Source organism: Isoptericola variabilis (genome assembly GCF_050311655.1).
Taxonomy (GTDB): domain Bacteria; phylum Actinomycetota; class Actinomycetes; order Actinomycetales; family Cellulomonadaceae; genus Isoptericola; species Isoptericola variabilis.
On sequence record NZ_JBNOZM010000003.1, the window covers coordinates 133585 to 157806 of the forward strand.

The following is a 24222-nucleotide window of genomic DNA, read 5'->3' on the forward strand; positions in this document are numbered from 1 at the left end:
GTTCTCCATCACGATCCCTCTCGTCGTCGAGCAGGTGGGTGGAACGGCGGTGCGGGTGGGGTGGTGCGGGTGGGAGGTGCAGGTGGGTGGTGCGGGGGGCTCAGCCCAGGAGGGCGCGGCGCGGGACGGCGGCGGCCATCGCCGCGGCGCCGGCGGGCGTGGGGTGCAGCCCGTCGCCGCTGTCGAAGGCGGGCGCCAGCCGCGCCGGGTCGGCGGGGTCGGCGAGCGCGGCGGCCACGTCCGCGACGGCGTCGAAGGCGCCCCGGCCGCGGCCCGCCTCGGCGAGCAGCGTGGCGTTGACGACGCGGCGCTCCTCCTCGAGCGCCGGCGTCCAGCGCTGCCAGCCCCCGAACGGGGTGATCGTGGTGCCGACCACGCGCAGGCCCCGGTCGCGGGCGCGCAGCACGACCTGGCGGTAGCCGGCGAGCAGCACGGCGGGGTCGGTCTGGCTGGGCGGCTGCTGCAGGTCGTTGACGCCGAGCACCACGAGCAGCGTGTCGATCCCGGGCAGGGCCAGGGCGTCGCGGTCGAGGCGGGCCTGGCCGCTGGGGCCGAACCGCTCGTCGTCGATCAGCACGCGGTTGCCGCTCACGCCGAGGTTCGCGACGCCCACCGGGCCGCCGCGGTCCGCGAGGCGGCGGGCAAGGTGGTCGGTGAACCGTTGATCGGCGTCGTCGGGCGTGCCGACACCCTCCGTGATCGAGTCGCCGAGGACGGCGACGCCGGGCACGCCGGGCCGCTCGACGTCCACGCCGACCAGCAGCACGGCCGACCGCGTCGTCTCCGCGCCGTCGAACCCGGGTCCGGCGTCGCCGGTGAGATCGCCCGCGCCGACGTAGCCGGTGGCGTGCGTGTTGCGGTGGAAGCTCAGGGAGCCTGTGGGGCCGGGCAGGTGCACGCTGACCACGAGGTCGCCGCCGTCGGGCACCGCGATCCGCGCCGGGTCGCTGACGAGCGTCGCGCCCGCGGCGAGCAGCGCGCCGCGCTCGCCGCCGAACGTGACGGTCGTGACGGTGGCCGGGTCGAGGGCCGCGCCCGCCCCCGAGAGCCCCGGGGCGCGGCGCGCGACCGTCACCGCGCCGACGCGGACCGGCGCCGCCGAGAACGTGCCGGCGAGGCGCACGCGGAGCGCGCCGCCGCGGGCGGTGCCGGCGCTGAGCCGCAGCACGTGCCGCACGGTGCGGTCGCTGACGCCGCCGAGCACCAGGGGGTCGGTCGCGGTCGGGCGCGTGTGCGCCGTGGTCCACGACGGCACCCAGGTCGTCGTGCGCGACCGGGCCGCGGCGGTGTCCGCGAGCGCGGCGACGCCGTCGAGCGCCGTGGCTCGGGGTGCGAGGAGCAGCGCGCCGGTGGTGGCGAGCGCACCGGCGAGCAGGGAGCGCCGGGCGACGGCGCCCGTGCGGGGCAGGGTATGGGCGGTGGTGCCGGTCATGCGTCGTCCTCCGTCTGGTCGAGGATCACGAGCCCCACCAGGACGGGGACGCTCGCGCACAGCAGCAGGGGGCCCGCGGGGACCACGAGCGAGAACACGGGCGTCGCGACGGCGGCGCCCAGCAGGGCGGTGCCGCGCGGCACCGAGCCGAACGCGAACCACAGGGCGCCGGGCACCCAGGTGCGCACGCCGCCCGCCGGACGGGCCGCCGCGACCACCGCGAGCGCCAGGTGGTACGGCACGGACGCGACGAGCAGGCCGAGCGCCAGCATCACCAGGACGACTGCGGCCGGGCCCGAGCGCCCCGCGAGGAACACGACGTCGACCACCAGCAGGGCGAGCCCCGCCGTGGACGCCACCGCGTGGCCCAGCAGCGGCCGCCAGTACGTGCCGAACGCCCGAAAGACGCCCGTGAACGAGCGACCGTCGCCGTCGGTGCGCCACGCCCGCAGCGTGCGACCGACGGCGGCCAGCGCCGGGAGCCACGTGACGACGCCGAGGCACAGGATCGCGAACGCCGCGCCCGCCGCCACCGGGTGGGCGAGCCACTCCAGCCAGCCCAGGAACGTCTGCGACCAGCGGCGCGAGCGGTCCTGCCGCGCGGGCGCCGGCGCGGCCGTCACGGCTGCCCCGCGCGCGGGAGGACGGCGGTGACCTCGGCGTCGGCGTCGACCCCCGTGCGGTCCACGACCACCCGGCCGTCGAGCTCGACGCGCCGCGCCCCGACGACGGCGACCCGGTCGCCCGCGACCAGCACCGCGCGCGCCAGCGCCGTCACGCCGTCGGCCTCGATCGCGCCGTCCGACCCGGCGAGGTACACCCGCTCCCCACCGCCCAGGTCCACCCCGACCTCCGTTGTGGGCGGGCGTTTGGCCCCGTTCTCCGAAGAATCGGGGCCACACGCCCGCTCACAGCGTTCCGTGGGGAGGAGGCGGGCGGTGGACGGCGTCGGGCGGAAGGCGTCGAACGGCTCGATCGTCGTGACGGCGAGCAGGTCGCGGGAGGCGGGCGGCGTGACGCGCAGCGTGTGCAGCCGCCGCGTCACGACCAGCGACGGCGTGCTCGACGTCGGGTTGGCCGCCACGTCCGTGACGACCTGCTCGGCGCGCGCACCGCCCGCGGCGTGGGTCGTGAGCCACGCGCCCGCGCGGCCGTTGCGCAGCACGCGCCGGACCGCGCCGTCGTCAACGACGGCGCCGACGCCGTCGTGCGGCACGCCGAGGTCGACGGCCTCGCTCGGGTGGTCGGCGTGCAGCAGCACGATCCACTCGCGCGCCTCGGCGGCGTGCCCGCGGTCCACGACGACGGTGCGGCCGGAGGGCATGACGACGAGCGTGCGCTCCAGCGACTCGACCCCCAGCTCGGCCGGGTACATCCGCCCCGTGCGGGCGCGGCCGTGCAGGAAGCCGCCGGCGGCGAGCACGTCCACCATGTCGGCGGTGCGGTCCGGCGGCGCGTCGGCGTAGACGTGGTACCGCCCCTCCCCCGCGAAGCCGTGCCCGTCGACGAGGACGAGGTTGTGGTGCCCGGCCCGCTTCTGGTTGGAGTACCCCTCGTCCACGAGCAGCCACGCACCGCGCGACGCGAGCACGAACGACCCGGCGTCGGGGTGGTGGTGGCCGGCGCTGAGGGTGTCCCAGCCGCGCTCGGCGTCGATCCGCCGCGACGTGTCCCACGCCGTGTGCCCGCCGCCGGGCGACGACTTGAAGGACACGAGCGTGGCGTCGTCGTCCCACGACGTGCGGTGCACCAGCAGGCCGAGGTCCTCGAAGGCGGCCTGGGGGGCGACGGTCGCGGCGGGGTCGACGGGCGCCACGGACGCGTCGTACCAGAGCAGCTCGGCCCACGCCTCGGGCAGGACGCCGGGCTTGACGCCGCTCTCGTACGCCTCGCGCCAGAAGAACCGGTCCGCGACGGTGTCGGCCAGCCACTGCGCCTCGCCGATCCCGTACCGCGCGGCGAGGATCCGGTACAGCGCCACGCTGTGCCCGCTGCGTCGGTCGTGGCAGTCGCCGTGGTCCACGATCTCCTCGTAGCCGGGCGCCGCCTGGTGCAGTCGGTAGAAGAACGTGCGAGCGAGGAACCGGCACCGGTCCCACCAGTCCAGCCCCTCGGCGTCGTGCAGCAGGTCGAGGTAGGTCGCGAGCCACGGCACGCCGTAGCGCCAGTAGACGACGCCCTCCATGTCGGAGCCGTCGGCGGGCAGCACGTCGACGACGGTGCCCATCGCCGCCTTCGCGCGCTCTGTCCAGGCGGGCACGCCGAGCGCGTAGCCGACGGTCGCGAGGCCGGTGTGGCAGATCCAGTGGTGGTTCTGCCAGTACGAGCTGGACCACCAGCCGCCCTCGCTCGCGACGGCGAAGTCGTACAGCCGCTCCCCCTGCAGCGCGAGCTTGGCGCGCAGCGCCTCCCGGCGCCCCGGGTCGAGGTCCTCGCCGAGCCAGGAGTACGCCAACGACAGCCCGTGCAGGATCCAGCCCGCGTCGAGGTCGTGGTCGGGCAGGTGCGCGCGGCCCCAGTGGTCGAACGAGACGGCTGCGGAGATCCAGCGCCACGCCTCCTCGAGGTAGTGCCGCTGCCCCGTGAGCCGGTATGCGAGCGCGAGGTTCGCGGCCGCCGGCCCCAGGTAGGTGATGCTCGCCAGCGGGTGCTCGCTCGGGGGCGCCGTGCGCCGGTACAGGTCGCACTGCTCGGCGAGCCGGCGCCACTGCGGCGCGAGGTCGCCGTCGAGCCGGGAGCGCAGGTCGGCCAGCCGGGCGTCGTCGAGCAGCAGCATCCGGGCGGGGGCGATCGTCTCGGTCATGCGGTCTCCTCGGTCAGCGCCGCCGGCAGGGGGTGGACGTCGACGGCGCCGTCCGCGCGGTGCACCCGCACCTCGGCGCCGACGAGCTCGACGCGCGTGACGTCCGCGCCGCCGTCGCGCGCCTCGGCGTCGGCCTGGTAGACGGACACCCACGTCGCCGACGTCGCGCTCTCGGCGGCCCAGTCGACGTGCGCGCGCTCGCGCTGGGGGTCGTCCGCCGGGCCGGGGCCGGGGAGGACGACGGCGCGCACGGGCACCGCCCCGTCCGGCCCGGCCGCGCGGGCGGCGTGCACCCCGTCGAGCGCCTCGGCGCCGCGCCAGGTCGTGCGCACGACGTCGCCGTCGAGGCGTACCGCGAGCGGCACGTCCGGCCGCAGCCCCAGCACGAGCCGCCGCGGGCGGTCGGCGAGGACGTGCGCGACGTCGAGCAGGTACCCGTCGCCGAGGACGACGTGCCGCACGGCCCGGGCGCCGTCGTACCAGGCCGTCGCGTCGCCGCGGACCTCGACGGTCAGCGACCGCTCGGTGCGGGCCAGCAGGCGGCCGGTGGCCTCGGCGGGGTCGGCGTCGTCGACCCGGACCACCGGGTGGGCGGCCGCCGACGCGTAGTGCGCCCGCCAGGCCGGGTGCCCGTACGGCACCTGGCCCGGGTCGGGCTGCCAGGGGGCGCTCCGCCCGAACAGGGCGAGCGCGAGCTTGTCGTGGTGGCCGTGCCCCGCACCGTGCGGGCCGTGGTCGAGCACGGCGTGGATCCCCGCGCCGCGCAGGACGGCGATCCCCACCTCCTCGTCCACGGTCACGGCCGGGCGCGGCGCGCGCGCCACGGCCAGCGGCGGTCCGGCGAACCACGTCGCCCGGCGCAGCTCGTCCTCGAGGCCGTCCGTGGGCTCGTCGTCGCCGTCCCCGGTGGCCGACTCTGCGCGGGCGTGCGCGGCGACCGTGGCCAGCCCGGCGTCGGCGACGAACCCGTCCGCCAGGGCGGCCAGCTCCGTCCACTCCAGCGCGAGGGCCGGGCGGGAGTACGGGCCGTCGTGCACCGACGGCAGCACGCCACCGTCGGTCGCGAGCCCCGCGAGCACGTCGATCATCGCGACCAGCCGGTCGCGGGCCTCGGCGGGCAGCGCCGCCGGGTCCGTGCCGCGCAGCGACAGGAGATAGGCCCGCACCACGAAGCCGTGGTAGTACGTGCTCGCCTCCCACTCCCAGCCGCCGCGCGTGCTCGCGGCGAGCACGTGGGCGAGCTGCCCGTGCTCCCCCGCCAGCCACTCGTCGTCGGCGACGGCGGGCGCGGCCCCCGCGCCGCGCACCAGCGCGGCGGCCCGGCTGCACACGCGGCCGGCGGCGTTGAGCCAGGCCGTGTAGTTGGAGGTGAACTTCCCGTCGGCCACGAGGCGGCCGCGCGCGGCGCGGGCCGCCTCGGCGGTCGCGTCGAGCATCCCCAGCACGGGGGCCAGGTCGCCGGCCCGCGCCGGGTCCGCCTCCGCGAGCGCCCACACCGCGTGCCCGACCGACACCGCCCAGATGGCGTCGGTCAGCGCCTGGTGGAAGAGCCGCCCGCGGAGCATCCAGTCCTGCGCGCGCTCGTGCTCGCCCCCGCCGGCCACCTGGGCGTAGACGTCGGCGTAGGCCACGAGCAGCGCCACCGCCTCCGCCCGCGCCGCCTCGTCCCCCGTGCGCGCGGCCCGGTGCGCGAGCACCCGGGCCCGTCGTGCCCAGGCCTGGTGGCTGAGCACCAGCCAGGCGCCGCGCACCGGCTCGGTGTCGACGACGCAGCCGTGCGGGCAGCGCACACCGCCGGCCGGCGGCACCGGCCCGGGGATCCCCGCGTGGGAGAGCTCCGTGCCGTGCGTCGGGCAGACGAGGTCGTGCCACCAGCCGCCGCGCTCGCGCGGAAGGCCGGCCGCGACGCCGGCGGTGGCGTCCGAGGCGGCGTCCGGGGTGACGGGGGCGAGGGAGGTCATCGGGGCCAGGTCCCCCCGTCGATGTCGAGGGTCGTGCCGGTGATGTACGACGCCTCGCGCGAGGCGAGGTACTGCACCGCCGCCGCGACGTCCTCCACCGTCCCGGCGCGCCCGATCGGGGTGCCGGCCACCATCTTCTGCTGCGCCTCGTCGGTGCTGAACGTGCCGTGGAACGCCGTGTCGGCGATGTAGCCGGGGGCCACCGCGTTGACGGTGACGCCCTGCGGCCCGAGCTCCTTGGCGAGGCCCTTGACGAAGCCGCGCACGGCGGCCTTCGACGCCGCGTACACGACCGACCCGGGGCCGCCGCCGTTGTGCGCGGCCAGCGACGACATCGCCACGATGCGCGGCCGGTCCGACTCGAGCAGGTGCGGGATCGCGGCCCGGCAGGTGCGGAAGGTGGACCCGAGGTTGACGTCGACCACGGACTCGTAGTGGTCGTCGCTCATCTCCGCCACGGGCACGCGGCCCACCAGGTGCCCCGCGTTGCACACCACGACGTCGAGCCCGCCGAGGAAGGCGACCGCGTCGGCGACGAGCCGGTCCACGTCCTGCGTCGACGTGACGTCGGCCTGCAGGGCGACCGCCTTGCGACCCAGCGCCTCGATGTCGGCGACCGTCCGCGCGGCCGCGTCGGCCGAGCTGCCGTAGTGCACCACGACGTCCGCCCCCGCGGCGGCCAACCCGAGCGCGACGCCGCGCCCGATCCCGTGCCCCGCGCCCGTGACGAGCACCTTTGCGTCCGTCATGTCCATCGTCATTCGCATGCCTCTCTGTCCGACGGGCGACCGCTCGCCGCCCGTCACTTGATGCCCGCGTTCGCGAAGCCGCGGACGAAGTACTTCTGCCCCAGCAGGAAGAGCGCCACCATCGGCAGGGTCGCCAGCGTGGTGCCGGCCATGAGGAACGCCCACTGGGTGTCGTTCTCGGTGCGGAACACCGACAGGCCCACCTGGATCACGCGCATCGAGTCGGTGCGCGTCACGAGCAGCGGCCACAGGAAGTTGTTCCAGGAGCTCTCGAACGTCAGCAGCGCCACGGTGATGAACGCCGGCTTGACCAGCGGCGTCATGATCCGCGCCCAGATGCCGAGCTCGCTGACGCCGTCGAGCCGCGCCGCCTCCTCCAGCTCCACCGGCAGGTCCAGGTAGAACTGCCGGAACAGGAAGACCGCGAACGGCGTCACGGCGCCCGGGACGATGAGCGCCCACCAGGTGTCGAGCCAGCCGGTGCCGCCCTGCCCGAGGATGTCGTTGCCCCCGAACAGCGGCATGAACCGCACGATGAGGAACTCGGGGATGATCTTCGTGTAGGTGGGGATCATCAGCGCCGCGACGAACCCGAGGAACACCAGCTCCGAGCCGCGGAAGCGCAGCCGGGCCAGCGCGTACCCCGCCATCGACGCGACGACCAGGTTGATGGTCGTGTGGCTCACCGCGATGATCAGGCTGTTGCGCGCGTAGGTGAGGAACGGCGCCGCGGCCAGCGCGTCCGCGTAGTTGCCCCACGCCCACTCGGTGGGCAGGAACGTGGGCGGGCTCGCCGCGATGTCCGCCGGCGTCTTGAGCGACGTCAGCACCATCCAGACGAACGGCACCACCATGACGACGGCGATGACGCCCAGCGCCACGTAGAGCGCGGCCCGCGAGAGCCGGCGGCGCGACGCCGGGGAGCGCCCGACGACGTCGAGCGTCGTGCGCGGCGAGGTCGCCGCGAGATCAATGCCGGCCACTGTCGCCTCCGTTGAGCCGTCGGTTCGCGAGGGTCAGGAGCAGCAGGAAGACGAACAGGATGATCGACTGGGCGCACGCGTAGCCGACGCGGAACTCCCGGAACGCCGACTTGTAGATCTCGTACGTCATCATCGTGGTCGTGTTCGCCGGCCCGCCGTCCGTGAGGATGTAGATGAGGTCGAACGCCTGGAAGGCGGAGATGACCGAGGTGACGAAGACGAAGAACGTGGCGGGCTTGAGCAGCGGCAGCGTGATGCTGAAGAACTGCCGCGTCTTCGACGCCCCGTCCACCGACGCCGCCTCGTAGACGTCCTTCGGCAGGGACTGCAGCGCCGCCAGGTAGATGAGCATCTTCAGGCCGATGCCCTGCCAGATCCCGACGGCGATCACCGACGGCATCGCCCACGTGGTCGACGACAGCCAGTTCTGCGCGGGGATCCCGAAGAAGCCGAGCACGGCGTTGAGCAGCCCGTTGCGCGGGTCGTAGATCCACAGCCACACCAGCGCGACGGCGATGGTCGCCGTCACCTGCGGGATGAACACGGCGGTGCGGAACAGCGCCCGGGCGCGCAGCTGCGTGTCGAGCATGAGCGCGATGAGCAGCGCGATGCCCATCGCGACCGGCACGGTGAAGAACGCGTAGACCAGCGTGTTGACCATGCCCCGGCGGAACACCGGGTCGGTCAGCGCGTCCACGTAGTTCTGGATCCCGTTGAAGCGCGGCTGCGTGAGCACGTCGTAGTTCGTGAACGACAGCACGAAGGCCGCGATCACCGGGATGCCGATCCAGATCAGCGCGTGCAGGAACGCCGGCGCCACCATGAGCATGCCGGCGCGGCGGCGGGCCGCCCCCGCCCGCCGGCGCCGGGGCGCGGGCGAGCGGGGCGGGACGGCGGGTGGTGCGCTCACGTCGCGCGGCGCGGAGACGACGGCCACGACGACCCCCTCTTCATCGATCGGTGTCGGGTCTGGGTACGAACCGGGCCGGACCGGGTCACAGCCGGGAGATCGCGTCGTTCGCGATGCCGGCGAGCTGGTCGATGGCCGCCTGGGCGGACTGCTGCCCGACGATCGCCGTCTCGAGGGTCGGCTTGATCTTCTCGCGGATCTCCATCCAGGCCGGGGTGCCGCCCTCGGACCGCGCCTTGCCCAGGTTGTCGATCGCGAAGGCGACCATCGGGTTGCCCTTGACGTAGTCGCTGTCCTTGAGGTCCGAGATCGCGGGCACGGAGCCGCGCTGCTCGCTCGCGACCAGGACGGCGTCGGGCGAGCCCATGTACTCGACGAACGCGCGGGCCGCGGCCGGGTACTTCGTCGTCGCCGACTGCGAGACCATCGTGCCGCCCTGCAGCATCGCAGGGTCCGTGTTGCCGAGCACGAAGGTGCCGATCTTGTCGGTCAGCTCCGGCGTCTGTTGCTGCAGCTGCACGTACAGCGAGTTGTTCGTCATCATGATCGCCGAGGTGCCCTGCTGGAGCGTGGTGGGCTGCCCGGCCTCGGTCTTCAGGGCGAAGTCGGCCGAGCCGTCCGCCATCATGTCGAGGAAGAGCTGCAGCGACGCCACGCCCTCGGGGCTGTCGAACAGCACCTCACGGCCGTCCGGGGAGAAGAGCTCGCCGGAGTTGCCGAACAGGAACGTCTCCCAGCACTGGCGCAGGTCGATGGAGAACGGGTCGAAGCCGACGCGCGTGGTCGTGCCGCCGTCCTTGACCGTGAGCTGCTTCGCGTAGTCGCGCAGCTCGTCCCAGTTCTTCGGGGTGCCGGTGAGGCCGGCCTCCTCGAAGAAGTCCTTGCGGTAGGCCACGATGCGCGTGTCCAGCACCATCGGCAGGGCGTACAGCTTGCCGTCGTACCGCGACGGCTCGAGCACGCGCTCCTCGTAGGTGTACCTGGTGGCGAGCGACTCGGGCAGCGGGGCGATCGCGTTCTTGAACGCGAACGGCGGGATCCAGCCGACGCCCAGCGTGACCACGTCCGGCATGAGGCCGCTGGCCAGGCCGGTGGTGATCTTCTCGTTCAGCGAGCCGTAGTCGGTGTAGTCCACGGTGACGTTGACGTCCGGGTACTTCTCGTTGAACTTCTTGATGAGGTTGCCCTCGAGCGTCTCCTTCCCGGTGGAGCCCTCGAAGAGCGCGCACAGGAAGGTGATGTCGCCCTCCACCGGGCCGGTGGGGTCGGCGGCGGACGAGCCGCTGGGGCTCGTCGTGGCGCAGCCCGCCACGGCGGCCGCGGTCCCGAGGCCCATGGCCGTGAGGAAGCTGCGACGGCTGAATTCCATGACAAGCCCTTTCGATCGGCGTTGATCTCACGAAGGCGAGGGGAACCGGCGGTGGTTCCCGGTGTAACGATGCACTGACCATAGAGTGGGACTTCACCGACGTCAAGCGATCTCCGATGCCCTATGATCGGGCACCAGACAGTCCATCGTTGCACTGGATGGGTGGGCAGAGCCCCGAGCCGAGGAGGCCGCGCGAGCACATGGCAGGCATCACGATCCTGGACGTCGCGCGTGCGGCCGGAGTGTCCACGAGCACCGTCTCGAACCTGCTCAACGGGCGCACCGGCCGCATGCTGCCCGAGACCCGCGAGCGCGTGGAGAGCACCATCAAGGAGCTCGGCTACCGGCCCAACCGCGCCGCACGCCAGCTGCGCACGGGCAAGCCGCAGGTCATCGGCCTCGTCGTGCCGTCGGTGGGCAACCCGTACTGGGGCGCGCTCGCCCGCTACCTCGAGGCCGCGGCGCTCACCGAGGGCTACCACGTGCTGCTGTGCAACTCCGAGCGCGACCCGGCCCGCGAGCGGCAGTACGTCGACGAGCTGGTCTCCGACGGCATCCGCGGCATCGTGCTCTGCTCCTCGCTGCCGTCGCTGGAGCACGTGTCGGGGCTGATCGACGACGGCCTCCGGCTCGTCGCGTTCGACCGGACCGCGCAGGCCGACGACCCGGTCGGTCTCGTGAACGTCAGCGTCGACAACACCATCGGTGCCGAGCTGATGGGCGAGCACCTGGTGTCGCTGGGGCACCGCCGCATCGCGTTCCTCTCCGGCGCGATCCGGTCGGTCAACCGCACCGAGCGGTTCGAGGGCTTCCTGCGCGCGCTCGAGCGGGCGGGCATCGCGCGGCCCGACGTCGTCACCTGGCCCGGCAGCAGCGGCACCGACGGGGCGTTCGGCGACGTCGAGGCGGCCGAGCTCGGCCGCGTGGCCGCCACCGAGCTGCTGGCCGGGCCGAACCCGCCCACCGCCATCTTCGCCGTCAACGACATGACCGCCATCGGCGTCTGCCGAGCCGTGCGCGACGCCGGCATGGAGGTCGGGCGGGACGTGTCCGTGGCCGGGTTCGACGACATCGTGCTCGCGGAGCTCTACTCGCCGCGCCTGACCACGGTCCGCCAGCCGATGAAGGAGATGGCCGCCGCCGCGTTCCGGGCCCTGCACAGCCCGGACGAGGGGACGACGTCGCAGGGCTCCTCGCTGCTGTTCCGGCCCGAGCTGGTGGTGCGCGACTCGACGGCGGCCCCGGCGGCCTGAGCGCGGGTCACGACCCGGCGTGCCGGCGCAGGATCGCGGCGGCGTCGGTGCCCCGCGGCAGCACGCCGTACCCGTGGCCGCGGCCGGCGCCGAGGCGGGCGGCCACGAACGCGTCGGCCGACGCCGTCGGCGCGTACCGCACCATGAGCGACGCCTGCAGCCCGACGGCGAGCGCCTCGACGACGCGGCGCGCGGACGCCTGCTGCTCGGCCGGGTCCGCGCCCGCCAGCCCGGCAAGCAGGGCGCGGGTGGCGGCGAGGTGCGCGTCGAGGTCCCGGTGCGCGCCGGCGACGAGCGCGAGCTCGGCGTCGACAGCGGCGAGCGACTCCGGCTCGCGGGTCAGGGCGCGCAGCACGTCGAGCGCGATGACGTTCCCCGACCCCTCCCAGATCGCCATGACCGGCTGCTCGCGGTAGCGCCGGGCCAGCGGGAACGCCTCGGTGTACCCGTTGCCGCCCAGGCACTCCATCGCCTCGTAGGCGTGGTGCGGGCCGCGCTTGCACACCCAGTACTTCGCGACGGCAGTGGCCAGGCGGCGGAACGCCCGCTCGCCGCCGTCCGCGCCGCCGTCCGTGCCGCAGTCCGAGTCGTACGCCGCCGCGAGCCGCATCGACGTGAGCGTCGCGGCCTCCGACTCGAGGGCGAGGTCGGCGAGCACCGCCGTCATCGCGGGCTGGTCGACGAGGGCCGCGCCGAACGCCGTCCGGTGCCGGGCGTGCCACAGCGCCTCCGCGACGCCCTGCCGCATCCCCGCCGCGCTGCCGTGCACGCAGTCCAGCCGGGTGCGCTGCACCATCTCGATGATGGTGCGCACCCCCCGCCCGGTCTCGCCCACGAGGTGCCCGACCGTGCCGTCCAGCTCGATCTCGCTCGACGCGTTCGACCGGTTGCCCAGCTTGTCCTTGAGCCGCTGGATCCGGAACGTGTTGCGGGTGCCGTCCTCCAGCACGCGCGGCACGAGGAAGCACGACGGCCCGGTCGTGCCGTCGGGACCCGCCTGCGCGAGCACGAGGAACGCGTCCGACATCGGCGCCGAGCAGAACCACTTGTGGCCGGTGAGCGCGTACGTGCCGTCGCCGGCCGGCACCGCGCGCGTGGTGTTGGCCCGCACGTCGCTGCCGCCCTGCTTCTCCGTCATCGCCATGCCCACGAGCGCTCCGGGCTTGGTGGCGGGGGCGGCAAGGGCGCCGTCGTACCCGGTGGAGAGCAGGCGAGGCTCCCAGAGCGCCGCCAGGTCGGGCGCGTGCCGCAGGCTGGGGACGGCGGCGTGCGTCATCGACACCGGGCAGGCATGACCGGGCTCGATCTGGCCGAAGAGGGAGAACAGCGCGCCGCGGACGACGTTCGCGCCCGGCCGCGGGTCCGCCCAGGCGCTCGTGTGCGCGCCGCGGGCGACGGCCGCGGAGATCACCTCGTGGTACGCGGGGTGGTACTCGACCTCGTCGATCCGCCGCCCGCGCCGGTCGTGGGTGTGCAGCACGGGCTCGTGGGTGTTCGCGAGCTCGGCGGCCCGCTGGAACGCCGCGCTCCCGACGTGCGCCCCCGCCTCGACGAGCCGCTCCTCGCCCCAGCCGCCGCCGAAGGCGTGCACGGCGTCGCGCAGCACCGGGAAGTCGAGGTACTCGTTGACGCCCACCCGCTCGGGCGGCTGGTTGGTGACCTCGTGCGTGCGGTACCGGCCCGCGTGCACGTCCTCGTCGACGGTCACGGCGGCTCCTTCCTCAGGTCGTCAGGAGGCGTACGCGCCCTGCCACACGGTGTCGAACGGCGTGCGGGCCTCGACGCGCGCCTCGATGCCCTGCGTCACCATGTCCTTCGCGACGCGGACGGCTTCCGGCACGTCGGCGCCCTTGGCGAGCTCCGCGGTGATGGCCGCGGCGAACGTGCAGCCGGCGCCGGAGACGCGCTCCTCACCCACCTTGGGCGTGGCGAAGACGGTGACCTCGTCGCCGTCGAACAGGACGTCGACGGCGTCCGGGCCGGGCAGCTCGACGCCGCCCTTCGCGACGACGTACCGGCGGCCGCGACCGTCGCCCAGCCGGGCGTGGATGCGGCGCGCGGCCTCGGTCAGCTCCTCGACGGAGGTGATCTCGTCCATGCCGGCGAGCGTCCTGGCCTCGAACAGGTTGGGCGTCACGACCGTGGCCAGCGGCAGGACGCGCTCGCGCAGGGCGGTGTCGGTGTCGAGGGCGGCGCCGGGCTCCTGGCCCTTGCAGATCAGCACCGGGTCGAGGACGACGTGCCGCCACGGCTGCGTCTCCAGCGAGCGGGCGACGACGTCGATCGTCGCGGGCGTGCCGAGCATCCCGATCTTCACGACGTCCAGCGCGTGGGTCGACGTCGCGGCCTCGAACTGGTCGGCGATGACCTGCGGCTCGACGGGCACGAACCGGTGGCCCCAGTCGTGCTTCGGGTCGAAGGAGACGATGCAGGTCAGCGTCCCCACCCCGTAGGTGCCGAGCTGCTGGAAGGTCTTGAGGTCGGCCTGGATCCCGGCCCCTCCCGTGGCCTCGGACCCGGCGATGACGTACGCGAGCGGCGGCGTGGTGCTCATGGTGGGCCAGCCTACGACGGTGTCGCCGGCCTTCCGTAGGGTGGGGCGCATGAGCGTGAAGATCGGTGCGCACGTCGGCCTGCAGGACGCGGTGGCGGAGGCGAAGGACATCGGGGCCGAGGTGGTCCAGGTGTTCCTGTCCGACCCGCAGGCGTGGAAGGTGCCGCCGCTCGACTATCCCGGCGGCGCGGACGCGTTCCGCGAGGAGACGACGGCCGCGGGGCTCGACGTCTTCGTGCACGCCCCGTACGTCATCAACGTGGCGTCCACCAACAACCGCATCCGCATCCCGAGCCGCAAGCTGCTGCAGCAGATCATGACCGGCGCCGAGGCGATCGGGGCCAAGGGCGTCGTCGTGCACGGCGGGCACGTCACCGCGAAAGACGACCCCGACGTCGGCTTCGACAACTGGCGCAAGGCGATCGACGCGCTCGAGACCGACGTGCCGGTGCTCATCGAGAACACCGCCGGCGGCGACTTCTCGATGGCGCGCCGTCTCGATCGGCTCGAGCAGCTGTGGGCGGCGGTGATGCGGGCGAACGGCGCCGAGAACGTCGGCTTCACGCTCGACACGTGCCACGCCTGGGCGGGCGGCATCGACCTCGCCACCGCGGTCGACGACATCCGCGCGATCACCGGCCGCATCGACCTGGTGCACGCGAACGACTCCCGCGACGCCGCGGGCTCCGGCGCCGACCGGCACGCGCACTTCGGCGACGGGAACATCCCGCCCGAGCTGCTCGTGGGCGTCGTCGCCACCGCCGGCGCGCCCGTCGTGTGCGAGACGCACGGCGACATGGGCCCCGACATCGCCTGGCTGCGGGAGCGCCTGGCCGCCTGACCTCGCCGGCCGGCGGGCCTGTGGACGACGGGCGGTCACGGGCGCACGGGTCCGCCAGCATCGGTGGCGTGAGCGGCTACTGGAACAACTTCGTGTCCTGGACCACCGAGCCCGAGGACGACCTGGAGATCGAGCGGCGGCGCGCCGTGGACCCCTACTGGAGCCCGCGCGCCAACCCGGACCTCGACCCCGACATCGACGACGCCGAGGGCGGGCCGGGCGCCCCGAGACCCCGCAAGGCCCGCGCGCCACGGGTGTCACCGGACGGGCTCGCCGCCGTCGCGGCCGGGGCGGTCCGGTACGAGACCGCACGACGCGGCATGCTGCAGCAGGATCTTGCGATGGCGCTCGGGCGCTCTCGCTCGGCGATCTCCGCCCGCTACACGGGCCGGGTGCCGTGGTCCCTCGACGAGATCGGGCGGATCGCCGTCCTGTACGGGTGCCGCGTGTCCGACCTGCTCACCGAGGCCCCGCAGAGCCGCTCGCCCTGGTGACGACGCCGCACCGACCCCACCTCCCGTCAGGGCTCAGGGGTGTCGGTGCACCGCGTCCCGCGCCCCGTGTGTCGCGTCGATCCGCGTGTCGTCACGCCTCACGGGTTGTCGTGCCGGCCTCTGTCAGCAGACCGGGAGTCGCGCCCGCTCTCCCGCACCCATTGCGGCTGCGCACGAATCGACGGCTCTGCCGGAGCCGCTCCCGCTCAGCGAGCACGGCTCCGGCGTCGCAGGCGAGCTGGCCTGAGCAGGACTCGCGCTGTCTCGGGTGGCCCGGTTCGCGGTACGCCGACAGTGCCCCACACGACAACCCGCGGGGCGTGACGACGCGCCGAACCCGCGACACGCCGATGCAGGGCCGGGCGATGCCGGGCCGGGCGATGCGGGGCCGGCCGGAACGGTTCACCCGGCGGCGAGCCCGGCGTCGTGCACGACGATGGCGGCCTGCACACGGTTGGCGGCGTCCAGCTTGGTGAGGATGCGCGACACGTGCGTCTTCACGGTCGGGACGCTCATGTACAGCTCGGCGGCGATGTCCGCGTTGGACAGCCCGCGCGCGACGGCGAGGGCGACGTCGCGCTCGCGGTCGGTCAGCGTCTCCAGCCGCGCGGCGGCGGCCCGCCGCCCGTCGGGGGCGGAGCGGTCGGTGACCCGCGCGATGAGCTGCTCCGCGACGCGCGGCGACAGGGTCGGCTCGCCGGCGGCGGCCGCACGCACGGCGGCGACCAGGCGGTCCGGCGGGGTGTCCTTGAGCAGGAAGCCGGCGGCCCCGGCCCGCAGCGCCTCGACGATCATGTCGTCCGCGTCGAACGTGGTCAGCACGATGACCCGCGCGTCGGTGACCGAGCGGAGCCGGCGCGTCGCCTCGATGCCGTCCAGGCGGGGCATGCGGATGTCCATGAGGACGACGTCGGGCCGCTCGCGCGCCACGACGTCCAGCGCCTCGATCCCGTCCGACGCCGTCGCGACGACCTCCAGGTCCGGGTCACCGCCCAGGATGAGCGTGAGCCCGGAGCGCACCAGGGCGTCGTCGTCGACCAGCACCACCCGCGTCGTCATGCCACCCGCCTCATGCTGCCCACGGTAGCCACGCCTCCAGCACGAACGCCGCGCCGCGCCCGTCGCGCGCCACCGGGTCCGCCGTCGTGCCGTAGGACAGGCGGCCGCCGACGAGCTCCACGCGCTCCGTCAGCCCCACCAGGCCGAGGCCCGACGGCGGCGGCGCGGGAGCCTCCGGCCGCGGGCCGACGCTGCGCACCGGGTTGCGCACGACGATCGTCAGCCCGTCGCCCGGCGCGCCCGCGACCGACACGGCCACCGGCGCCCACGGGGCGTGCTTGCGCGCGTTCGTCAGCCCCTCCTGGACGATGCGGTACGCGTGCCGGCTGACCGCCTCCCCGAGCCCCTCGGTCCGCTCGGCCAGGTCGTCGAGATCCCCCTCGACCCGGACGTCCGCGCCGTTCGCGCGGGCCTCGGCGAACAGCTCCGCGAGGTCGGCCAGCGACGGCTGCGGCGGCTCCGGCGGCGCGGCCCCGTTCCCGGCGAGCGGGTCGCGCAGCACGCCCAGCACCTCGCGCAGCTCGGCCAGCGCGGCGTGCGCGTTGTCCCGCACCACGGCGGCCGTCTCCGCGGCCTTCTCCGGCGGCAGGTCCGTGCGGTAGGCCAGCGCGCCCGCGTGCATCGCGACCAGCGAGATGCGGTGCGCCAGCACGTCGTGCATCTCCCGGGCGATGCGCGTGCGCTCCGCCGTCCGCGCCTGCGCGACGCGGCTCGCCTGCTCCCGCTCCGCCGTCTCCGCCCGCTCCCGCAGCGAGGCGAGGTGCTCCCGCCGCAGCCCGATGTAGGCGCCGATCCACACGAACAGGGCGTACATCCCCACCCCGGCGGCGAGGTCCACCCAGGCGTCGTACGGCGACGGCGCGACGTAGGGGTGCAGCTCGGCGTACGCGCGCCCGGCGACCACGAACGCCACCCCCGCGGCCGCGATCTTCCACCACCGCCGCCCCGTGGCCAGGGAGATCACGGCGATCGTCTCGGCGCCCACGGCCAGCGTGGAGACCACCGACGCCGCGCACAGCACCAGAGCGATCGTCAGGGGAGCCCTGCGCCGCAGCAGCAGCAGGCCGAGCGCCACCAGGCCGACGAGGAAGTCCAGCGCCACCTGTCCGTCGGACATCGACCGCTCGCCCGTGTCCACCTCCCAGGCGACGAGGAGCATCACCGTCAGGCCCGTGAGGAGAGCGACCAGCACGCGCCACGTCTCGCCCCAGACACGGCGGCCTCGGGACGGGAGGGCGGGGGCGGTGGGCACGACGTCGAGCCTAGGCAGCGGCGGGGCCGCGGGCATCCGCCACCGGTCGACGGCGCATCCTCCGGAAGGAGGACACGAACCATCCCCTCGCCGGACGCGGCGGGCGCCCGCGCCCGGGCAGGGTGGAGCCATGATCACCGTGGAGCACCTGACGAAGAGATACGGGCCGGCCGTGGCCGTGGACGACGTGTCGTTCACCGTCGAGCCCGGGCACGTGACGGGCTTCCTCGGCCCCAACGGCGCCGGCAAGTCCACGACGATGCGCATGATCTGCGGCCTCACCCCGGCGACGTCGGGCTCCGCCCGCGTGCTCGGCCTGCCGTTCACCGCGCTCGCCAACCCCGGGCGGCGCGTGGGCGTGCTGCTCGACGCCGGCGCCCAGCACTCCGGCCGCACCGGGCGCGAGGTCCTCACCCTCGCCGCGCTCATGACCGGCGTCGACCGCCGCCGCATCGACACCACGCTCGACCTGGTAGGCCTCACCGACCGCGAGGCCGCCCGCCGCGTGGGCCAGTACTCCCTCGGCATGCGGCAGCGGCTCGGCCTCGCGTCCGCGCTGCTCGGCGACCCCGAGGTGCTGATCCTCGACGAGCCGGCCAACGGCCTCGACCCCGCCGGCATCCGCTGGATGCGCGACCTGCTGGACGACTTCGCCCGCCGCGGCGGCACCGTGCTGCTGTCCTCGCACCTGCTGCGCGAGATGGAGGCCGTGGCCGACCGGATCGTCGTCATCGGGCGCGGTCGCGTCGTCGCCGAGGGGCACAAGGACGACCTGCTGCGCCAGGCGGGCACGTTCGTCCGCTCCACCGACGACGGCGCCCTCGCCCTCGCCCTGCGGCAGGGCGGGGCCGGCGTCGAGGAGCTCGCCACCGGCGGGCTGTCCGTCGAGGCGGAGCCCGTGGACGTCGGTCGGGCGGCCGCCGCGGCGGGCGTCGTGCTCGCCGAGCTGCGCGCCGCCGACTCCCGCGGCCTCGAGGACCTCTTCCTCGAGCTCACCGCCGACGACGCCCGCGAGCAGACCCGCATGGAGGTGTCGGCATGACCACCGCGACCCCGACCCGCGCCGCCGGCGCGAGCCGCACGAACCGTCCGGGCGCCGACCTGCGCCCGGTGTCCTTCGCGACCCTCACGCTGGTCGAGTGGCGCAAGCAGCTCGACACCCGCGCGGGCCGCTGGATGCTCGCCGTCATCGCGATCATCACTGCGGCCGTGCTCGCCGTGATGATGGCGGTGAACGGGGGCAACCACTCGTTCTCCGCGTTCGTCGTCGGCACGACCACGCCGATGGCGATGCTGCTGCCCATCGTGGGTGTGCTCGCCGCGACGTCCGAGTGGTCCCAGCGGACCGCCCTGGTGACGTTCACGCTCGAACCCCGCCGCACGCGCGTCGGGCTGGCCAAGGTGGTCGGCGCGATCGGCTCCGGCCTGGCGCTGCTCGTCGTGACGGTGGGCCTCGCCGCCCTCGCGCACCTGCTCGTCGTCGCGTTCCGCGACGCCGACCCGGCCTGGGACGTCTCCGTGCGCGCCGTGCTCTACCTGGCGCTCTCCGTCGTCCTGTTCATGGCGCAGGGCGTGGGCTTCGGCCTCCTGCTGCGCAGCACGCCGGCCGCGATCGTCACCCTGCTCCTCGCTCCGACGCTGTTCGGCGTCGTCGGCGGGCTGGTGCCCGGCATGGCCGACGTCCTGCCCTGGATCGACCTCGGCACGGCGGGCGAGCCGCTGCTCTTCGGCAGCGCGCTCGACGGCCAGGGCTGGGCCCAGCTCGGCACGGCGACGCTCATCTGGGTGGTCGCGCCGCTCGCGGGCGGCCTCTGGCGGACGGCGCGCAGCGAGATCTCGTCGTCCTGACCGGTCGGCCGGCCAGACCAGCCGGCCAGACCGGCCGGATCAGCCGTCGAGGTGCCCGCGCATCTCGACGGCGATCTGGTCGGCGTCGAGCTGCTCCAGGGCCCTGCTCAGCAGGTCCGAGTCGAACGTCCCCAGGGCTCGGGCCTCGAGCAGGGCCTTGCGCTGCGCGGCGATGGTCGCGAGCCGCAGTTCGAAGAACTGGGCCGACAGCTCCTCGGGCGTGGCCTCCTCCTCGTCCTGGTCGGCCTGCTCGCGCACGACGACGGTCCGTACCCGCTCCACGACGTACGGCGCGTACGGGGTGCCGTCCTTGCGGCGCAGCTCGGGGTCGTCGAGCATGTCGCGGGCCGTGCCGTCGACGATCTCGCGCAGCCCCTGCGTGCCCTCGTCGAACCGCGAGGACGTGACGCCCGCCAGCCCGAGCCGACGCACCACCCACGGCAGCGTGCCGCCCTGCACCAGCAGGGTGCCGGCCGCGACGCCGAACGCGATGAGGACGAGCAGCGAGCGCTGCGGGAAGTCCTCCTTGGGCAGCGTCTGGGCCGCGGCGAGCGTCACGACGCCCCGCATCCCGGCCCACACGATGACGACGCCCTCCCGGGGCCCGAGCGGGGCCGCGAGCAGGTAGTCGACGTCCGCGATGCGCCGCGTGAACCGCTTGCGGAACTCGGCGACACGCGCCATGCGACGCTGCCGCATCCGTTCCCGGTCGTCGTCGGACAGGCGCCCCGACGACGCCCGGCGCTTCATCGCCTCGGCCTCGACGCGGCGCTGCACCCGGCGGACCTGACGGCGCGGGTTGCCCGCCTCCCACACCCGCTGGTCGCCCTGCGTCCACACGGCCGAGAGCGCCTTCGCGGCGTCGGGCGTGATGATCCCGTTCGGGTCGGCGAACTCGTCGAGCTTCGCGGAGACCCGCTGCTCCATGCGGTCGAGGGTGTCGCGCACCTGCTCGGCCCGGCGGCGGCGCGCGGCGAGGTAGCGCAGCAGCGGGAGCACGAAGAGCGCGCGCAGCGCGATGATGCCCACCGCCGCGAGCGCCGCGACGCCGACCGCCGTCCACAGCGACCCGTGCGCCTCGCGGACGTCCTGGACCAGGCCGAACACCTCGAGGCCCATGGCGAGGAACAGCCCGCCCTCGAGCAGGGTCTCGATGGTGCGCCAGTTCATCCGCTCGGCCACCCGGTCCTGCGGGCTGAGGTGCCGTGCCGACAGCGTGCTCGTGACGAGACCCGCCGCGACGGCCGCGACGATGCCGGACGCGTCCAGCTCCTCGGCCGGCAGGTACGCCGCGAACGGCACGACGAACGACACGGCCGTGGAGAGCGCCGCGTGCCGCAGGTGCTCGCGGGCCCAGAGGCCGAGGCGGCCGACGACCAGGCCGATGACGACGGCGAGGAGCACGGCCTTGGCGAAGCTCCCGACCACCTCCCACAGGCTGACGCTGGCCGCCGTCGCCGCGATGGCGGAGCGCAGCAGCACCAGCGACGTGGCGTCGTTGAGCAGGCCCTCGCCCTCGAGCATCACGACGACGCGCTGCGGCGCGCCGAGCTTCTTGATGATCGACGTGGCGACGGCGTCCGTCGGGCTGACGATGGCGCCGAGCGCGATGCCGGCGGCGAGGTCGATCCCGGGGATCACCCACGAGAAGACGAACCCGAGCAGCACGGCCGTGATCACCACGAGCAGCACGGCCATCCCGCCGATCGCCGTGAAGTCGCGGCGGAAGTCCATCGTCGGCAGCGACGCCGCCGCCGCGTAGAGCAGCGCGGGCAGCACGCCGACGAGGATGACCTCGGGGTTGATCTCGATGGCCTTCACGGCGGGGAGGAAGCTCACGGCGACGCCGATCAGCACCAGGACCAGCGGTGCGGCGACCCCGGCCCGGGGCGCCAGGGCGGTGACGGCGATGACGACGACCGCAGCGAGCACGCCGAAGAGCAGGACTTCCATGCCGAACAACGTAGGCGCACCTCCGCGCGTTCTCCTGGGCCCGTCACCCCATCGGTATCGGAGTGATCCAGATCACATCGTTCCGGGCCTTGCGTTAAAGATATATCGCGTCCTATCTTAGATACGTCGCCGCTCGGGTCGAGAGCTCCTCCCCGGGCGACACACCTCCACCACAGCCTTCGAACCAGTGAGGACCACTCCGATGCGTACCCCTCGAGACATCCCTTTCGACCCCCGCACCTACGACCCCCGGTCGTTCGACCGGCACCCCTTCGACCGTCAGCCCGGCCCGCGCGGCGACCGCCGCCGGCGCGGTGACTTCCCCGGCCCCGGGGGCTTCGGCCCCGGGTTCCCTCCCGGCCCGGGCTTCGGCCCCGGCTTCGGCCCGCGCGGCCACCGGGGCGGCGGACGCCGCGCCGGCCGCGGCGAGATCCGCGCCGCCCTGCTGCTGCTGCTCGCCGAGCGGCCGATGCACGGCTACCAGGTGATCACCGAGCTCGCCGAGCGCACCGACGGCCGCTGGCGCCCCAGCCCGGGCGCCGTCTACCCGGCCATCTCCCAGCTCCAGGACGAGGGCCTCGTCACGGTGGCCGACGACGGCGGACGCCGCCTCGCGTCGCTCACCGACTCCGGCCGCGCCTACGTCGAGGAGCACCGCGACGAGCTCGGCACCCCGTGGCAGAAGGTCGCGGAGGACCCGCGGCGCCAGGGGCACGAGCTGCACCACGCGATGCGCGCCCTGGGCGGCGCCGTCGAGCAGGTCGCCCGCGCGGGCACCCGGGCGCAGGCCGAGGCCGCGGCGGCCGTGCTCGACAAGGCGCGACGCGAGGTCTACCTCGTGCTCGCCGACGACGTCGCCCCCGACCCCGTCGACACCGACGACGACGCGGACGACGCGGACCCGTCAGCCGAGCCCGACGATCTCGGCCGGTGACCAGCGGACGAGCCGGCCGGCGACCGCGAGCTGGACCCCCCAGCCGTCGCCGCCGAGCTCGACCTGCCACAGCTGACGACCCGAGGCGGCGTCGAGCGCTACCCAGTGCACGACGTCGCCTCGGGCGTAGTCCGGCACCACGAACGCGGCCAGCCGCCCGTCGGTGAACGCCGCGTCGACGAACCGCGGCCCGTACGCCCCCATCGCGTCGAGCCCCTCCACGAGGTCGGGCCGCACCCACAGCACGTCCCCCGTGCCGAGGTCCACGCCGTACACGCGTCGGCCCTCGTCGACCAGCACCGCCACCTGCGCCGTCCGCACCAGCAGGCTGGTGCCGCGGACGTCCGTGCGCCACAGCTCCGTCCCGTCGTCCGACGTCGCGACGGTCGCGTCGCCGCGCCGCGCGAGGTGCACCCCGTCGCCGCCGCCGTCCGTGCTCAGCGGCACGAGGTAGCGCCCGCGCACCTCGCGCATCTCCGTGCCGTCGTCGCGCAGCAGGCGGTCGGCGTCCGCGAGGGCGTCCAGGCCGACGTCGTCGGAGTCGGTACGCACCACGTAGCCGTCGCCGGTCAGCGGCTCCACGGTGAACCCCTCGAACGTGCCCGGGTCGCCCGGCCGGTCCAGGCGGGCGCCGTCCGGCGTGAACCACGCGTCGATGCCGCACCCGCCGAGCCACAGCAGCCGGTCCGTCACCATCGTCTGCACGCCGCCGCGCAGGTCCACCCCCGACGTCGTGCCGTCGTCGGACCACCGCACGCACAACGACGGGTCCACGCCCCCGTCGAACGGGACCGTCTGCTGCCACCGACGCTCCCCCGTGAGCGCGTCCTCGACCCGGACCCGCAGGTCGTAGCCGTCCGCGATGGCCCCCGCGTCGGCGACGCCGGCGACGACCTCGTCCGCGACCCGCGGGTCCACGGGCGACGCCTCACCCACCCACTCGACGGAGACCAGCGCGCCGTCGCCTCCCGGGTAGAGCTCGGCCGGGGAGCTCTCCAGCTCACGCGTGCCCTCGACGCCGCCGTCCGCGTCCACCACGGTCACCGTGGCGTGCCGCCGGTCGCCGTCGTCCGGCGACGACGTCACGCACACGATCCGGTCCGCCGTGTCCGGCTGGATCCCGCCCGACCAGGCCTGCATCCCGGGACCGCACGAGCTCGTGCCGGCCGGGAGCGCCACCCGCCAGCGCCGCTCCCCGGTCTCCACGTCCAGCCCGAGGAGCTCGCCCCGGTCCTGCGCCACCACGAGCCCGCCGGCCATCGCCATGAGACCGCTGGGCACGCTGCCCTCGGCCTCGACCCGCCACACCTCGCGCGGCTCGGCGCTCAGGTCCAGCACCCCGCCGGGCGCCGCGCGCAGGGCGGCGAGTCGACCCCGGTCGCCCACCGTGTCCACGACCACCGCCGTGAGCGCCGCTGCCACGACCACCACCGCGGCCACCAGCCGGCGGCCGCGCAGCAGGTCGCGCGAGCGGTCGAGGGCGCGGCGCCAGGTGAGCGGCTCCGGCCCCCCGCCCGACGGCGGGGGCTCGCCGAACCCCTCGTCGACGTCGTCGGGGTCGAGGTCGATGAGGAGCGGGGCGTGGGGCCCGGCACCCCGGGTGGCCTCGACGACCGGCACGCGGACCGGCGCGTCGAGCGGCCCGTCGGCCGGCGCGTCCGCGCGGTCCTCGGCGTCGTCCGGCGCGTCGCCGTCCGGGACGAGGTCGAACGTGTAGGCGTCCGGGCGGGCGCCGCGTCGTCGGGCCACCTCTCGAACCTAAGCCTGGCCCCCGTGCCCGGCGACCCGTGCGCGACCCGGCTGCTCAGGCCCCCGCGCCGGCGCCCG

At 74.8% G+C, this 24222-nt stretch carries 20 protein-coding genes; 6 read left to right on the plus strand and 14 right to left on the minus strand.

Annotated elements, in window-relative coordinates; all coding sequences use genetic code 11:
• Positions 1-100: 100 nt before the first annotated feature.
• The 8 genes from ACQP60_RS07810 to ACQP60_RS07845 are packed head-to-tail and all read right to left on the minus strand — an operon-like array spanning position 101 to position 10207.
• Complete coding sequence (locus tag ACQP60_RS07810) at positions 101-1432, minus strand: GDSL-type esterase/lipase family protein (RefSeq protein ID WP_429730300.1); 1332 nt, start codon at positions 1430-1432, stop codon at positions 101-103.
• Positions 1429-2055, minus strand: a complete 627-nt coding sequence (locus tag ACQP60_RS07815; RefSeq protein WP_429730303.1) for a DUF624 domain-containing protein — start codon at positions 2053-2055, stop codon at positions 1429-1431. Before ACQP60_RS07815 ends, ACQP60_RS07810 begins: the two co-directional genes overlap by 4 nt.
• Entirely contained in the window at positions 2052-4235 is a 2184-nt protein-coding gene (locus ACQP60_RS07820) for a heparinase II/III family protein (RefSeq protein WP_429730305.1), read from the minus strand. Before ACQP60_RS07820 ends, ACQP60_RS07815 begins: the two co-directional genes overlap by 4 nt.
• Entirely contained in the window at positions 4232-6196 is a 1965-nt protein-coding gene (locus tag ACQP60_RS07825) for a heparinase II/III domain-containing protein (protein ID WP_429730308.1), read from the minus strand. Before ACQP60_RS07825 ends, ACQP60_RS07820 begins: the two co-directional genes overlap by 4 nt.
• On the minus strand, positions 6193-6945 hold the full coding sequence (locus ACQP60_RS07830; RefSeq protein WP_429730311.1) for an SDR family NAD(P)-dependent oxidoreductase: 753 nt from the start codon (positions 6943-6945) through the stop codon (positions 6193-6195). Before ACQP60_RS07830 ends, ACQP60_RS07825 begins: the two co-directional genes overlap by 4 nt.
• Before the next feature lie 53 nt (positions 6946-6998).
• Positions 6999-7928, minus strand: coding sequence for a carbohydrate ABC transporter permease (locus ACQP60_RS07835; protein ID WP_429730314.1), 930 nt, complete (start codon positions 7926-7928; stop codon positions 6999-7001).
• A complete protein-coding gene (locus tag ACQP60_RS07840) occupies positions 7915-8865 on the minus strand; it encodes a carbohydrate ABC transporter permease (protein WP_429730317.1) in 951 nt (316 codons plus the stop codon). Before ACQP60_RS07840 ends, ACQP60_RS07835 begins: the two co-directional genes overlap by 14 nt.
• A gap of 58 nt (positions 8866-8923) precedes the next feature.
• Positions 8924-10207 (minus strand): ABC transporter substrate-binding protein, encoded by a 1284-nt coding sequence (locus ACQP60_RS07845; protein ID WP_429730320.1) that lies wholly within the window; start codon positions 10205-10207, stop codon positions 8924-8926.
• A 200-nt stretch (positions 10208-10407) separates the two neighbouring features.
• On the opposite strand from ACQP60_RS07845, the gene ACQP60_RS07850 reads away from it, so the two are divergent.
• A complete protein-coding gene (locus ACQP60_RS07850; RefSeq protein ID WP_429730323.1) occupies positions 10408-11460 on the plus strand; it encodes a LacI family DNA-binding transcriptional regulator in 1053 nt (350 codons plus the stop codon).
• A gap of 7 nt (positions 11461-11467) precedes the next feature.
• Here the strand turns inward: ACQP60_RS07850 and ACQP60_RS07855 are convergent, their stop codons facing one another.
• Positions 11468-13168: an acyl-CoA dehydrogenase family protein gene (locus tag ACQP60_RS07855; RefSeq protein WP_429730326.1), complete on the minus strand. Its 1701-nt coding sequence runs from the start codon at positions 13166-13168 to the stop codon at positions 11468-11470.
• A gap of 21 nt (positions 13169-13189) precedes the next feature.
• Complete coding sequence (locus tag ACQP60_RS07860; protein WP_429730329.1) at positions 13190-14014, minus strand: hydroxymethylpyrimidine/phosphomethylpyrimidine kinase; 825 nt, start codon at positions 14012-14014, stop codon at positions 13190-13192.
• A gap of 49 nt (positions 14015-14063) precedes the next feature.
• On the opposite strand from ACQP60_RS07860, the gene ACQP60_RS07865 reads away from it, so the two are divergent.
• Together ACQP60_RS07865 and ACQP60_RS07870 are read left to right on the plus strand one after the other, a co-directional pair.
• Positions 14064-14855 (plus strand): deoxyribonuclease IV, encoded by a 792-nt coding sequence (locus ACQP60_RS07865; RefSeq protein WP_429730332.1) that lies wholly within the window; start codon positions 14064-14066, stop codon positions 14853-14855.
• Positions 14856-14923: 68 nt separating this feature from the next.
• Positions 14924-15349 (plus strand): helix-turn-helix transcriptional regulator, encoded by a 426-nt coding sequence (locus ACQP60_RS07870; RefSeq protein WP_429730335.1) that lies wholly within the window; start codon positions 14924-14926, stop codon positions 15347-15349.
• Positions 15350-15751: 402 nt separating this feature from the next.
• Here the strand turns inward: ACQP60_RS07870 and ACQP60_RS07875 are convergent, their stop codons facing one another.
• On the minus strand, positions 15752-16408 hold the full coding sequence (locus ACQP60_RS07875; protein WP_429730338.1) for a response regulator: 657 nt from the start codon (positions 16406-16408) through the stop codon (positions 15752-15754).
• 10 nt (positions 16409-16418) lie between these two features.
• A complete protein-coding gene (locus ACQP60_RS07880) occupies positions 16419-17660 on the minus strand; it encodes a sensor histidine kinase (RefSeq protein ID WP_429730341.1) in 1242 nt (413 codons plus the stop codon).
• 130 nt (positions 17661-17790) lie between these two features.
• On the opposite strand from ACQP60_RS07880, the gene ACQP60_RS07885 reads away from it, so the two are divergent.
• Both ACQP60_RS07885 and ACQP60_RS07890 read left to right on the plus strand, forming a co-directional pair.
• Positions 17791-18702: an ABC transporter ATP-binding protein gene (locus ACQP60_RS07885; protein WP_429730344.1), complete on the plus strand. Its 912-nt coding sequence runs from the start codon at positions 17791-17793 to the stop codon at positions 18700-18702.
• On the plus strand, positions 18699-19508 hold the full coding sequence (locus tag ACQP60_RS07890) for an ABC-2 transporter permease (protein ID WP_429730347.1): 810 nt from the start codon (positions 18699-18701) through the stop codon (positions 19506-19508). Before ACQP60_RS07885 ends, ACQP60_RS07890 begins: the two co-directional genes overlap by 4 nt.
• A gap of 39 nt (positions 19509-19547) precedes the next feature.
• Here ACQP60_RS07890 and ACQP60_RS07895 read toward each other — a convergent pair whose 3' ends face one another.
• Complete coding sequence (locus ACQP60_RS07895; RefSeq protein WP_429730350.1) at positions 19548-21461, minus strand: cation:proton antiporter; 1914 nt, start codon at positions 21459-21461, stop codon at positions 19548-19550.
• A 202-nt stretch (positions 21462-21663) separates the two neighbouring features.
• On the opposite strand from ACQP60_RS07895, the gene ACQP60_RS07900 reads away from it, so the two are divergent.
• A complete protein-coding gene (locus tag ACQP60_RS07900) occupies positions 21664-22395 on the plus strand; it encodes a PadR family transcriptional regulator (protein ID WP_429730353.1) in 732 nt (243 codons plus the stop codon).
• Here the strand turns inward: ACQP60_RS07900 and ACQP60_RS07905 are convergent.
• Positions 22366-24144 (minus strand): outer membrane protein assembly factor BamB family protein, encoded by a 1779-nt coding sequence (locus ACQP60_RS07905; RefSeq protein ID WP_429730356.1) that lies wholly within the window; start codon positions 24142-24144, stop codon positions 22366-22368. The two genes, ACQP60_RS07900 and ACQP60_RS07905, sit on opposite strands and share 30 nt — an antisense overlap.
• Positions 24145-24222 lie beyond the last annotated feature (78 nt).